This window comes from Phytohabitans rumicis (assembly GCF_011764445.1).
In the GTDB taxonomy this organism is placed as follows: Bacteria; Actinomycetota; Actinomycetes; order Mycobacteriales; family Micromonosporaceae; genus Phytohabitans; species Phytohabitans rumicis.
Window position 1 is genome coordinate 9,326,057 of sequence record NZ_BLPG01000001.1, and the last position, 13,154, is coordinate 9,339,210.

Consider the following 13,154-nt stretch of genomic DNA (forward strand, 5'->3'; position numbering starts at 1 on the left):
GGCCCTTCCTTGCAGTCAGTAGGGCAGGCCGGCGGCTACGGCGACGAGCTTGAGCTGGCCGAGGAAGAGCTGGTCGCGCGCCTCTTCGTCCATCCAGTCGAAGTGGCCGTACGCCTCCAGGCAGGTGAACCCGTGCAGCGCGGCCCAGCCGTGCAGCATCGCCTGGAAGCTCTCCGCCGGAATGGGTGGCGTGTCGTGCTTGCCGCTTTTGACCAGGGCGCACGCCTCGACGGTGGGGTGCACGTCACGGATCAGCGGTGGGCGCAGCTCGCCGCGCTGGATCGCCTCGACGAACAGGGCGGAGAGCTGGGCCATCGCCCGGCCGGCCGCCTCGCTGGTGGCACCGTCCTTCGGGGCGGCGTAGTCGGGCAGCGGCAGCCCGAGGATGAGGGTGAACTGCTGCGGCTCCTCGCGCGCCCAGTGCCGGTACGCCTGACCGGCGGCCAGCCAGGCGGCCTTGATGTCGCCGGGCGGCGCGGCGGCCCGGGCCTCGGCGACGCGGGCGCCCAGCGCCTCGTACGCGTCGGCGATCAGGGCGCTGATCAGCGCGTCCCGGTCGGCGAAGTACCGGTACAGCGCGGGCGGGGTCATGTCCATCGCGCGGGCGATGTCGGTGAACTTCACGGCGTCCGGGCCGTGCGCGCGCATCAGGGACAGCGCTGTCTGCTTGATCTCGTTGATCGTGGCGGCGCGTGCCCGTTCGCGCCGAGGGGCCGCGCGCTGGGCGGTGCTCATGGGTCCTCCAGGTAAGCGTTTCGTTAAGCATCGTTACAGACGTGAAGCCGCTTGACAAGTGACGGCTCATAGTGTTTGTTATGAACCGTAACGCAAATGACGCCCCTTCGCGTGAGGTAAGACGATGAACGAACAGTCCCGGATCGGCCCACTGGGCCGGCTTGCCCGCCTCACCTACCGGCGCCGCGGGCGCACCGTCCTGCTCTGGCTGGCGGCGCTGGCGCTCGCCATCGGCCTGTCGGCCGCCTTCGGCGGCGACTTCGCCGCCGACTACTCCGCCCCCGGATCCGACTCCAAGGCCGCGGAGGAACTGCTGAGCGAGCGGTTCCCGGCCCAGTCCGGCGAGATCGTCAACGTCGTGGTCCGCGCCGACGCGGGGGTGGCGGGGCCCGCGGCGACGTCCAGAAGCTGCTCGCCGACCTGTCGGCGGTGCCGCACGTGGCGGGCGTCGACGACCCGTTCAGCGCGCCCGGCGGCGTCTCCGCCGACGGCCGTACCCTGGTTGCGCACCTGCGCCTGGACGTGACCAACCCCAACGACATGCCGGTCGTCGACAGCGAGCGGATGCTGGCGATTGCCGACAGCGCCGGCAGTGCCGACGGCGTCGACGGTGCAGGCTTCGACGTGGCCCTGGGCGGGCAGACCGTCCAGCTCGCCGAGCAGGGCGAGATCGGCTCCGAGACCATCGGCCTGATCGCCGCCGCCGTGATCCTGCTGCTGACGTTCGGCTCGGTGGTCGCCGCCGGCCTGCCGATCATCGTCGCGATCGCCGGCCTCGCGGTCAGCAGCACGCTCACCGGGCTGCTGCTGCGCCTGGTCGACGCGCCGGACTGGTCGACCTCGCTCGCCACGATGATGGGCATCGGCATCGGCATCGACTACGTGCTGCTGATGGTGACCCGGTTCCGCGAGTGGCGGGCCGCCGGCCTGGACCCGGAGGCGGCCACCGTCGCCACCCTCGACACCGCCGGCCGGTCCGTCCTGGTCGCCGGCAGCACGGTCGTGGTCAGCATGCTCGGCCTGTTCGCGATGGGCCTGTCGTTCATGCGCGGCGCCGCGCTGGTGACGATCCTCGCCGTCTTCGTGGTCATGGCGGCCAGCGTCACGCTCTTCCCGGCCCTGCTGGGCTACCTCGGCCGGCACGTCGACCGGCTGCGCCTGCCGCTGGGCCGGCGTCGGGTCGACGTCGCGGTCGGCGGGCACATCCAACCCGGCCGCGGCTGGGTCGGCTGGAGCCGGCTGGTCCAGCGGCACCGGGTCATCTCCGCGCTCGCCGGGACCGCCGTGCTGCTCGCGCTCGCCGCGCCGTTCCTGGGCGTCCGGTTCGGCTTCCCCGACGCCGGCAACAACCGCGAGGAGACCTCCACCCGGCAGGCGTACGACATGCAGGCCGCCGGCTTCGGCGCCGGCGCGAACGGCCCGCTGGTCCTCGCCGCGGAGCTGCCCACCGCCGGTGACACCACCACGTTGGAACGCCTCGGCGCCGCTCTCGCGGCCACGCCCGGCGTCGCCGCCGTCACACCGCCGCAGCTCAACCCGGCCGGGGACACCGCGGTCATCACCGTCATCCCGGGCAGCGGCCCGCAGGACGCGGCCACCGAGGACCTCGTGCACCACCTGCGCGACACCACCATCCCGGACGCCACCCGCGACACGGGTACGACGGTGCGCGTCGGCGGCGTCACGGCCGCCTCCATCGACAGCACCGAGAACATCGCCCGGCGCATCCCGCTGTTGATCGCCGGCGTGGTGCTGCTGTCGATGGTGCTGCTGGTCGCCTCGTTCCGCAGCATCGCCATCGCCGTCAAGGCGGCCGCCATGAACCTGCTCTCGGTCGCCGCCGCGTACGGCGTGGTGGCCTACGTGCTGCAGGGCGGCTGGGCCGGCAAGCTGATCGGCATCGACACCGAGACGCCGCTGCCCGCGTTCGTGCCGGTGCTGATGTTCGCCGTCCTGTTCGGACTGTCCATGGACTACGAGGTGTTCCTGGTCAGCCGGATGCGGGAGACGTGGATCCGCACCCGCGACAGCGGGCGCGCGATCACCGAAGGGCTGGCCGGCACCGGGCGCGTGGTCACCGCGGCCGCCGCCATCATGATCGCGGTGTTCGCCGCGTTCGTGCCCAGCCCCGACGTCGTACTCAAGGTGATCGGGGTCGGCATGGCCGCCGCGATCCTGGTCGACGCGACCGTGGTCCGGATGCTGCTGGTCCCGTCGGTGATGCACCTGCTCGGCCGCGCCACCTGGTGGATGCCCGCCTGGCTGTCCCGCCGCCTGCCCGAACTGCACGTCGAGGGCCGCCCCGAGCAACACCTCCCGGTGGCCGAGCCCGAGCGCGAGCTGGTCAACGCGTAGCGCGAACAACGCGAAGGATCCGGGTCGCTATGACGACCCGGATCCTTCACGATCAGACGTATGTTCCGGTTTCCCGATCCCACGGCGGCGCCCATCCCGTTTCCGCGGCCCGCCCCGGCGCGCAGGGCCACGCCGGAAGGGGTGTTGGCGGAGCTCGTCGCCGGCAACCAGCGGTTCGTCGCCGGGGCGGCCCGGCACGGGCACCGGCTCGCCGCCGCGCTGGCCGCGGCCGCCGACCCCCGGCCGTACGCGGCGGTGGTCGGGTGCATGGACTCGCGGGTGCCCGTGGAGGCCGTGTTCGACCAGGACTTCGGGGCGGTGTGCGCGATCCGTACGGCCGGGCACGCGCTGGACCAGGCCGCCGTCGCGTCCGCGCGGCTCGCCGTCGACATGCTCGGGGTCACGCTGGTACTCGTGCTCGGGCACACCCGGTGCGCCGCCATCGCCGCGGCAATGGAACCACGCCGGCCGGGCGCAGGCGCCAACGCCGTCCTCGACGAGATCGACCGGAACATCGGCACCGTCGACTTCGCCCGGACCGACGCCGCCCGGATCGCCACCCGCGCACACGTGGTGGCCACGGCCCGCCGGCTGCGCATGAGCGTCGCGGCCACCGTGGCCGGCGCGGTCTACGACGTGGACACCGGCCGGGTCGAAGTGCTGTCTACGCTTTGACCGTGGCCGCCGACCTGATCCTGCTCTCCCGCGTGGCGTACCGCGGGCAGGACATCACCGGTCCGCGGCTGCACAGCCTGCTCGCGCTGCTGGCCGCCGACCTGCGTACCGGCTGCGGCACCGCCCGGCTCGTCGACGGGCTGTGGCCGGACGAGCGGCCGGAAAACCCCACCAAGGCGCTGCAGATCCTGGTCTCCCGGGCCCGCGGGCTGCTCGGCTCCGGCGCCATCCTCACCACGCCGACCGGCTACCGGCTCGCGCTGGCCGAGGACCAGGTCGACGCCGCCGCGATCCTGGCCCGGGCGGCCGCCAGCGACCGCCACGCGCGGGCCGGTGACCACCTCGCCGCGCTGGCCGAGGCCGAGGCGGGCCTCGGGCTCTCGCCGGACATCGAGGACGGCGACGCCGTACCCGATGATCCGCTGTCCATGCTGCGCGCGCAGCGGGCGGCGACGCGGCGCTCGCTGGTGCGGACGCGGGCCCTGGCGCTGGCCCGGCTCGGCCGGCACGCGGAGGCCGCGGCGCCGCTGGCCGGCCTGGTGCTCGCGCTGCCGCGCGACGAAGAGGTACTGCTGGAGCTGCTGCGCTGCGAGGCCGGCACGGTGGGTCCGGCGGCCGCGCTGGACCGCTACGACAGCTACCGGCGGGCGCTGCGCGACGACCTCGGCACGGACCCCGGCCCGGCGCTGCGGGCCGTCCACCACGAGCTTTTGGCGGGTACGGCGCCGGCGGTGCGGCACGGCGTGGCGGAGGAGCCCAACTCGCTGCTCGGCCGGGACGGCGACATCGACGCGGTGACCAACCTGCTGCGCACGTCCCGGGTCACCTCGATCGTCGGCCCCGGCGGCTTGGGCAAGACCCGCCTCGCCCAGGTGGTCAGCCGCCAGGCCGAGCAGCGGGTCGTGCACCTGGTCGGCCTCGCCGGCGTCACCTCCGACGACGACGTGGTCGCCGAGGTCGCCTCGGTCCTCGGCGTCGGCGAGGGCCGGCTCAGCCTGGGCGGGTACGCCGCGATCCCGCCCGACGTCGTCACCGGCATCGCCGCCGCCCTCGGCCCCGGCCCGGTGCTGCTGGTGCTGGACAACTGCGAGCACGTCATCCGCGGCGCCGCCGAACTGGTCCGCTCGCTGGTGTCGGTGACCCGGGACCTGCGGGTGCTCACCACCAGCCGGGCGCCGCTCGGCCTGACCTCCGAGTCGGTGTACCCGCTGCCGGAGCTGAGCCTGCCCACGGCGGTGGAGCTCTTCGGCCAGCGGGCGCGGGCCGCGCGCCCCGGCGCCGACCTGCCCGACGACACGGTGACCGAGGTGTGCCGGCACCTGGACGGGCTGCCGCTCGCGGTCGAGCTGGCCGCCGCGCGCGTGCGGGTCATGTCGGTCGCCGAGATCGCCCACCGGCTGCGGGACCGGTTCGGGCTGCTGCGCGGCGGCGCCCGGGACGCCCCGGAGCGGCACCGGACATTGCAGGCCGTGGTCGACTGGAGCTGGCACCTGCTCGCACCGGCCGGGCAGGCGGCGATGCGGGCGCTGTCGATCTTCCCGGGCGGGTTCACCGCCGAGGCGGCCGGGCGCGTGCTCGGCGTGGACGACGCGCTGCCGATCGTCGAGGACCTGGTGGACCAGTCGCTGCTCAAGGTGGTGGAGACCGGGTCCGGCACCCGGCTGCGGATGCTGGAGACGGTGCGGGAGTTCAGCGCCGCCCGCCGCGAGGAGGCCGGCGAGAACGACCGCGTGGTGGACGGCTTCCTGGCGTGGGCACGCGAGTTCGGCGTGGCGTGGCACGGCGCGCTGTTCGGCGCTGACCCCTACACGTCCGGCGGTACGGTCCGGGGCGAGCAGGACAACCTGGTGCTGGCCCTGCGGCACGCGGTCGCCCGCGAGGACGGCCCCACCGTCGCGGCGACCACCGCCGTCCTGGGCGAGCTGTGGACCGCGGAGTCCAACTACCCCCGCCTGTACGCGCTGGAGGACGAGGCCGGCTGGGTGCTCTCGCACTTCCGGCCCGCCCCCGACATGGTCGGCGTCACCCGGGTGGCGGCGACCGTGTGCGCGGCGAACACCGTCATGCTCCAGGGGCCGCGGGCGACGCGCTGCCTCGCCGTGCTGCGCCGGCTGCCGCCGCCCCCGCCGGACACCCTGATCGGGGCCATCGCGATCCTGCTGGGCGCCATCGGCGACATCCTCGGGCCGGACAGCCCGGCGCTGCGCGCCCTGTGCGACAGCCAGGAGCCGCTGGTCGCCGCGGGCGCCAACGCCGCGGCCAGCTACCTGTGGGAGTCCGCCGGCGACCCGGACGCGGCCCTGAAGGCGGCCCGGCGCATGTTCGACGGTCTCGACGAGCGGGCCAGCCCGTGGGCCCAACTGCTCGCCCACGGCCGCGTCGGCGAGCTGTCCCTGCAACTCGACCACGGCGCCGAGGCGCGCTGGCACTTCGAGGCGGGGCTGCGGCTGCTCGGGCCGTGGCCGGACTCCATCGGCTTCCGGTGGGGCGTGGTGGTGGCCTGCATGCACATCGGCGACTACGACGCCGCCGAGCGCTGGCTGGCGGTGGCGACCGAGGAACGGCGTGGCGACGAGTACGGCGTGATCTCGTTCGACACCGGGATCCGGGCCGAGATCCGGCTCGCCCGCGGCGACGTCGAGGGCGGCCTGGCCCTGTGGCGGCGGGCGTACGACCAACTGTGGGAGGCAGCCGGCTCGCTGTACCGGATCGAGCCGGCCGGCCGGGACCCGTGGGAGCTGGAAGCGCACGCCGTCGTGGTCGTCGCGCACGCGTACCACGGCCGGCTGGACCTCGTCGAACAGCTCGCCCGCGAGGTGGCGCCGAGGCTGTCGACGCTGCTCGCGAACCCGGTGGACAAGCCGCCGCCGTTCTTCATGGACCTGCCGACGTGCGGGGCGCTGCTGCTCGCTCTGGCGGCGATGGACCTGGACCGCGGCGCCCGGACCGGCAACGCGCGGGTCGTGGCCTGCGGGGCGCGGCTGGTCGCGCTGGCCGAGCGGTTCCGCTTCCTGCGCGGGTTCCAGCCGACGATGTCGGCGACCCGGGCCCACCAGGCCGCCGCACAGGCCGACGGGCCGGCGTACGCGGACGCGGTGTCCTCGTACGCCGGCCTGAGCGGTGACGGCCTGCGAGCCGCCGCGATCGCCGCGCTGCGCGAGCGTGACCGGATCTGATCAGGTTGTCGGGTCGCGGTTGAAGAGCTTCTTCGCCCACAGGTAGCCGACCAGGGCGATGCCGGCGCACCACGCGGTCGCGAGGACCGCGCTGTTGCCGATCCCGGTGCCCAACAGCAGCCCCCGGATCGTCTCGATGATCGGCGTGAACGGCTGGTACTCGGCGAACCAGCGCAGCGCGGTCGGCATCGACTCGGTGGGCACGAACCCGCTGCCCAGGAACGGCAGGAACACCAGCGGCATCGGCAGGTTGCTCGCCGACTCGACCGTCTTGGACACCATGCCCAGCGCGACGCACAGCCAGGTCAGCGCGTACGTGAGCATCGCCAGCACGCCGACCGTGGCGACCCACTCCACCGGGGTGGCAGTCGGCCGGAACCCGATGAGCAGCGCGACGCCCACGACCACCGCGACGCTGAGCAGGGTCTGCACCAGCGCGCCGAGGACGTGCCCGGTCAGCACCGAGACGCGGGCGATGGCCATCGTGCGGAACCGGGCGATGATGCCCTCGGTCATGTCCATGGCGACCGAGATCGCGGTGCCCTGGGCGACGGCGGCCACGGTCATCATGACGATCCCGGGCGTGACGTAGTTGACGTACGCGCCGCGCCCGCCGGCCGTGCCGCCCAGTCCGTTGCCGAGGGTGCCGCCGAAGACGTACACGAACAGCAGCAGGAAGATCACCGGGATGCCGGCCAACTGCAACGTCATGGACGGGTAGCGGGCCATCCGCTTGAGCTGCCGCCGGAGCATCGTGGCCGAGTCGGTCAGGGCGTACGACATGGTGCTCATCGGACGGTCTCCGTTTCCTTCTTGTCCTGGCCCGTCAGGGCCAGGAACACGTCGTCGAGGTCGGGGGTGTGCACGGTCAGGCCGGCGACCTCGATCGAGGCGTCGTCGAGCCGGTCCAGCAGGGCGCGCAGCGACCGGACGCCGCCGTCGTGCGGCACCTGCACGGTCAGCGCGTCGTCGTCGCGGGTCACGTCGCCGAGTACCCGGGCGGCCAGGTCCAGCTCGGCCGCGTCGGCGAACTGGAGGCTGAGATGCCCGCCGGCGACCCGGCGCTTGAGCTCGGCCGGGGTGCCCTCGGCCACCAGCCGACCGTGGTCCAGCACGGCGACCCGGTCGGCCAGCTGGTCCGCCTCGTCGAGGTACTGCGTGGTCAGGAAGATCGTGACGCCGCCCGCGACCAGATCGCGGATGATCTGCCACAGGCCGCGCCGGCTGCGCGGGTCCAGGCCCGTGGTCGGCTCGTCCAGGAAGATCACCTGTGGGTCGCCGACCAGTGTCATGGCCAGGTCCAGCCGGCGCTGCATGCCGCCGGAGTACGTCGCGGCGGTCTTCTTGCCGGCCTCCACCAGGTCGAACCGCTCCAGCAGCGCACCCGCCCGCCGCCGGCCCTCCCGGCGGCCCAGGTGGTGCAGGTCGGCCATGAGCCGCAGGTTCTCCTCGCCGGTGAGCAACTTGTCCACCGCGGAGAACTGGCCGGTCAGGCCGATCGCGGCGCGTACCGCGTCGGGGTCGCGGGTCGGATCGTGGCCGGCGACGCGGATCTCGCCGCCGTCCGCGCGGATCAGCGTGGACAGGATGTGGACCGTCGTGGTCTTGCCGGCACCGTTGGGGCCGAGCATGGAGAAGATCGTGCCCTGTGAGACGTGCAGGTCGATGCCGTCGAGCACGACCTTGTCGCCGAACGACTTGCGCAGCCCGCTCGCCACGATCGCCGGCTGGGATGGCGTGTGTGTCATGCCGCAGAGCTTGCGCCCACCCAGGATCACGGCGGCTTCACCGCGGTTTCACGCGCACTTCGCCGCCGTCGCCGGCGTCGACGTGCTGGTACCCGTCGTGCTCACCGTGCCGGCACTCATGATCGGACTCGCCGCGCCGTTCGCGGGCACCATCGTCGACACCGTCGATCGCAAGCACCGGGCTGTGGACCGGCTTCCTCTTCGTCGGCGAGTTCGCCTCACCGCTGCTGCTCGCCGGTGTGGGCACGGCCGTCGGTGGCCTGCAGCCCGCACTCGGCGTCCTCGCCATCGCCGCGGCGGCCGTCGCCGTCGTCGCCCTGCTCACCGTGCCGCGCGGTGCCGCACCGCTCGACATCACCGCCGAGTGAGGGCCAGCATCTCGACGCAGCTCGCGGTCCACGGGTGCTCGGGGCCGAGAACGCGTTGGTAGTCCCCGAGCAGCGGTGCGAGAAGCTCTCGCGCCGCTGGCAGCCGGCCCCGTTCGAGTACGACCCAGGCGATTCCCTGCCGGGCCCGCAGCGTGAGTGGGTGGTCCACGCCGCGCTCGTCCAGGTACGCGGCGACCACCTCCTCCCACAGGGGTTCGGCTTCGTCCAGCCGGCCGAGCGAGGTGAGCACGTAGGCGATCTGGTGACGTGCCCCGACCGGCCCGTTGTACCAGTGGCCGGGCACGCGCCGCAGATCGTCGAGCAACGCGTCGAACACGGTCCGGGCCTCGTCGTGACGGCCCGCGGCGGACAGGGCTCCGGCGAGGTCGCTACGGCAGGCCAGGCTCAGGCGGTCGTCTGGGCCGATGGCGCGACGGAACTCCTCGTACAGGTGCGCCAGCTCGACCGCCGCCGATGCCGGCGGCAGGGTGTTCGCCAGACCTTGTCGGGCCCGCAGGGCCCAGACCTGGTCCGTCTCGGACATCCTCGTGTACGTGGCGACGAGCTCCTGCCAGATGGGTCGGGCGGCATCGGGCTGGCCGACCCGGGTCAGCGCGTACGCGACGCTGTGCTGGCTGGCCACCGTGTCGGGGTGGTCCGGACCCAGCTCGGCCAGGCGACGCTCGTACGCCCCGCGATGTGCCCGCAGCGCGGTGTTTTCATGGCCGGCCTCGAACGCGGTGCCGGCGACCCGGGTCAACTCGGCTGGATCGGCGACGAGCAGTAGTGCCGAGAGCAGCTCGTCGGGGATCCGGTCCGTTGCCCGTGCGTTCCGCTCCACGCTGTCGACCAGATAGTCGAAGACGTCGACGCCATCGACCACCCGCGGGTTGGGCACCAGCAGTCCCGTGGTGCCTCGTCGTGGCCGGGTGGCCCACTCCCACGCCGCTGCGGGCACCTCGGGGCGTAGCGTCGCCCCGCCCCGCCGGTCCAGGTAGTGCTCGTGGACCTGGTCGAGCAGGGTGCGCGGCAGCGGTGCGGTGACGCCGGCCCGACGCGCGTCGACGGCGGCAGCCACCAGCGCGGCGCCGCGGGGATGCACCCCCGCCGCCCATCCGTTGCTCCACAACGTCAAGCACTCCGGACCCGCGGCGAGGTACTCGGCCACGCCGTACCGGTTGGCATGCCGCAGTGCGTCCGCGAGCCGGGGGTCGCCGGCCTTGATGATGGGTGTGCGGAGTTCGGTCGCGGTGAAGATCCGAGCCAGCGGGATCGTTTCGGCCAGCGCCAAGACGGCCCGCGCGTCCTCGGCCTGCTCGCGGGAGGCCCGCTCGTCCCGCTCGTCGCCGGCCGGATCGATCACCCGGGCGTACTCGGCCGCCCGCATCGTGGCCAGGACCAACCGGTCGGGATCGGGCCAGGCCACCACTTGTAGGAGCCGGGCTCGGGTCAGTCCGTCCGCGCCGAGGTACTGCTCCAGATCGTCGAGCCATACGACGCAGCGGCGGGCTCGCCCGGCCGTCTCGACGGCGGCCGGCACCGCCGTCCTGGTGAGCGGGCTGATCAGGACGTGGTCCGGCAGGACGGCGGACATCGCCTCGACCGCGGTGCGGGACTTGCCGGACGACGAGTCGCCGACGAGGAGCACGAAGCCGCCCTCGCGCAGCCGCGCCCGCAGCCGGTCGTCGATCTCGCGTGGAACGTAGGCGGGTACCTTGTTCGTCCTGCCGGCCGACGCGTCGCTGATGGCCGGATGGACGCCGAGCACGGTCGCGTCGCGGATGTCCCGCACCTGTGGCGGCCGGCCCCGCCGGTCGATGAGCAAGCCTTCCCGCATGGCGAGGCGCCGGCGTTCGGCACGCTCGCTCGTGCGAGCGTGCAGCTGCTGTGCGTTGCCCGCCAACGCCGTCGCAAGCGCGGCCACCACCGCGGCCGCGCCGAGGATCGGGGGCCGGGTGACGCCGAACGCGGCGACCACGGCCGGGGCCGCCACCGCGAGCGCGCACGTCGCCACCCACCACGCGGGAACGAGCCGTTGGCGCAGCCACCTGGCCGTCACTCGTGGAGTTTATTCGCTGTGGTTGATCTCCGGGGCGGTGGTGTCGGCCTGGTCGATCTGGTCCAGTGCCCACAGTGCCCAGTCGTGCATGGTCTGGAACGAACGCAGGCCGTACTCGGCAACCAGGCGGCCGAACGCGGGCAGCGCGCCGGGTGGGGTCGTGGTGTCGGCCGTATCGATCGATTCGCGCAGTGTCGCCAGCTCCCGTGCACTGTCCTCGACGACCGGACGCAGCACGGCGCGCGCGTCGTCGGGGTCCAGTGTGGACAACAGGAACAGGCGCAGCACGAACTCGTGGCGGACGACGAACACGTCCGGCGGATTGAGCATCCAACTCCGCAACTCGGTGCGGCCCTTGTCGGTGATCGCGTACGTCCGTCGCCCCCGCGCCCCTTCGGCGACCACCATGGCCAGGCCATCGGCGGCGAGGCGGTTGAGCTCCGGGTAGATCTGGCTGTGCTGGGCGTGCCAGGCGTAGCGCTGCAGCGCACGCTCGAACTTCCTGGTCAGGTCGTACCCGCTGGCCGGCTCCTCGGCGAGCAGTCCCAGCAACGCGTACCGCAATGACATCGGCGGCCTTCCCGATCGGTCCTCCCGACAGCGTACATGTAGGGCTTGACATGTAGAAACCAACATGTCATTTTCTTCGTACTGGCTGGAGCCCCGGAGGGAAATCATGATCGGCATCGTCCTCGGCAGCGCGGCCGGCATCGCCGCGCTCGCAGCCGCCGTCCCGCTGGCCTACCGCAGGCTGCGCCAACGCCGCGTCGCCCGCGCGCTCGCCATCGACACACCCGCCGGCATCGCCGAGGGCCGCTACATCAGGATCGGCGGAATCGATCAGTGGATCCAGATCCGAGGCGTGGACCGGGCCAACCCGATCCTGCTGATCCTCGCCGGCTCGGGCCTGCCGATGGAGCCGTTCACCACGGCCCTGCAAGCGTGGGAGCAGCACTTCACCGTCGTCCTGTGGGATCGCCGTGACGTCGGCCGGACCCGCGGACGCAACGGCAAGGCCGGCAGCGACACGTGGACGTTCGGCCAGCTCGCCGATGACGGCATCGAAGTCGTCGAGTGGGTCCGGCGACACCTGCACCAGGACAAGGTCATCCTCATCGGTCACTCACAGGGCAGCATCGTCGGCGTCACCATCGCCCGGCGCCGCCCCGACCTGTTGCACGCCTACGTCGGCACCGGACAGATCGCCGACATGGCCCGCAACGAACACCTGACCCACCAGCTGGCACTGGACCGGGCGCGCACGGCGGGCAACCGCAGAGCGGTCAAGGCCCTCGAACGCCACGCGCCGCCGTACCGCGACGCCCGGACCTGGATCACCAAACTGCGCTGGAGCATGGCGACCGACCCCGACATGCGCGCCTGGCAGCGAAGCGCCCCGGCGGCCGTGCTGTTCTGGCCGGAGTACTCGCTCGCCGACGTCTACCGCGGCGCCTTCGGCGCCCTCTTCCTGCCGCCGCGCCTGTTCGCCGAAACCATGTCCTGCACCCCCGAAACGCTCGGCACCCGATTCGAGACGCCATTTCTCATCCTCCACGGCGACGCCGACCTGCACACCCTGCCATCGCTCGCCGAGCAGTACCTCGCCGCCGTCGACGCGCCGGCAAAGGAATTCGTGCGCCTGCCCGACACCGGACACACGTCGATGCTCACCCGACCCGACCAGTTCCTCACCGAACTGCTCACCCGGGTCCGTCCCTTGGCAACGGCGTAGACGGGACGGTCTATCGTCGACGAAAACGAGATCGCGGAGCTCAATGCGGAGCTGGTCCACCTACCCGAGGAAGTCAGCCGGGGCGACGACCGCTATCTGAGCACCAACCACCTCGTCGGCTTCGCCGGGGCCGGCGGCGAGGCGGTCTGGTGTTTCGACGTCACCCAGCCGGACGCGGACGGGGAGTACCCCGTGTACTACCACCACCAAGACGACCAAGAAGGACATGCGCGGTACGTCGACAGCGGCGAGTGGGAGTTTCCGGAGCTCGCGAGGCCGGACTTCCCGTCCTTCGCGGCTTGGCTC

General features: G+C 72.9%; 11 protein-coding genes. 6 read left to right on the plus strand and 5 right to left on the minus strand.

The features are described 5' to 3' along the window. Positions 1–15: 15 nt before the first annotated feature. Positions 16–735 carry a TetR/AcrR family transcriptional regulator gene (locus Prum_RS42270; RefSeq protein ID WP_173082860.1) on the minus strand — a complete coding sequence of 240 codons (720 nt, stop codon included), beginning with the start codon at positions 733–735 and terminating at the stop codon, positions 16–18. Positions 736–859: 124 nt separating this feature from the next. Between Prum_RS42270 and Prum_RS42275 the strand changes: the two genes are divergently transcribed. From Prum_RS42275 to Prum_RS42290, 4 genes are read left to right on the plus strand one after another with little or no spacing between them, the layout of a single operon-like run. Then, complete coding sequence (locus Prum_RS42275) at positions 860–1,261, plus strand: hypothetical protein (protein ID WP_173082862.1); 402 nt, start codon at positions 860–862, stop codon at positions 1,259–1,261. After that, positions 1,174–3,090 carry an MMPL family transporter gene (locus Prum_RS42280; protein WP_246278467.1) on the plus strand — a complete coding sequence of 639 codons (1,917 nt, stop codon included), beginning with the start codon at positions 1,174–1,176 and terminating at the stop codon, positions 3,088–3,090. The genes Prum_RS42275 and Prum_RS42280 overlap by 88 nt, the downstream gene beginning before the upstream one ends. A gap of 60 nt (positions 3,091–3,150) precedes the next feature. Then, on the plus strand, positions 3,151–3,765 hold the full coding sequence (locus Prum_RS42285; RefSeq protein WP_173082866.1) for a carbonic anhydrase: 615 nt from the start codon (positions 3,151–3,153) through the stop codon (positions 3,763–3,765). Between the two features lie 2 nt (positions 3,766–3,767). Beyond that, positions 3,768–6,941 carry an ATP-binding protein gene (locus Prum_RS42290; protein ID WP_173082868.1) on the plus strand — a complete coding sequence of 1,058 codons (3,174 nt, stop codon included), beginning with the start codon at positions 3,768–3,770 and terminating at the stop codon, positions 6,939–6,941. Here the strand turns inward: Prum_RS42290 and Prum_RS42295 are convergent, their stop codons facing one another. Beyond that, positions 6,942–7,733 (minus strand): ABC transporter permease, encoded by a 792-nt coding sequence (locus Prum_RS42295; protein WP_173082870.1) that lies wholly within the window; start codon positions 7,731–7,733, stop codon positions 6,942–6,944. It abuts the gene before it with no gap. Beyond that, positions 7,730–8,689 carry an ATP-binding cassette domain-containing protein gene (locus Prum_RS42300; protein WP_173082872.1) on the minus strand — a complete coding sequence of 320 codons (960 nt, stop codon included), beginning with the start codon at positions 8,687–8,689 and terminating at the stop codon, positions 7,730–7,732. Before Prum_RS42300 ends, Prum_RS42295 begins: the two co-directional genes overlap by 4 nt. Positions 8,690–8,928: 239 nt before the next feature. On the opposite strand from Prum_RS42300, the gene Prum_RS54170 reads away from it, so the two are divergent. Beyond that, positions 8,929–9,057 carry a hypothetical protein gene (locus Prum_RS54170; RefSeq protein WP_281369103.1) on the plus strand — a complete coding sequence of 43 codons (129 nt, stop codon included), beginning with the start codon at positions 8,929–8,931 and terminating at the stop codon, positions 9,055–9,057. Here the strand turns inward: Prum_RS54170 and Prum_RS42305 are convergent. Next, positions 9,044–11,116 carry a tetratricopeptide repeat protein gene (locus Prum_RS42305; RefSeq protein WP_173082874.1) on the minus strand — a complete coding sequence of 691 codons (2,073 nt, stop codon included), beginning with the start codon at positions 11,114–11,116 and terminating at the stop codon, positions 9,044–9,046. The two genes, Prum_RS54170 and Prum_RS42305, sit on opposite strands and share 14 nt — an antisense overlap. A 9-nt stretch (positions 11,117–11,125) precedes the next feature. After that, the gene (locus tag Prum_RS42310) at positions 11,126–11,686 is read right to left on the minus strand and encodes a PadR family transcriptional regulator (protein ID WP_173082876.1); all 561 of its coding nucleotides are present in this window, start codon (positions 11,684–11,686) and stop codon (positions 11,126–11,128) included. 106 nt (positions 11,687–11,792) lie between these two features. On the opposite strand from Prum_RS42310, the gene Prum_RS42315 reads away from it, so the two are divergent. Continuing rightward, a complete protein-coding gene (locus tag Prum_RS42315; RefSeq protein ID WP_173082878.1) occupies positions 11,793–12,848 on the plus strand; it encodes an alpha/beta fold hydrolase in 1,056 nt (351 codons plus the stop codon). The last annotated feature ends 306 nt before the right edge of the window (positions 12,849–13,154 follow it).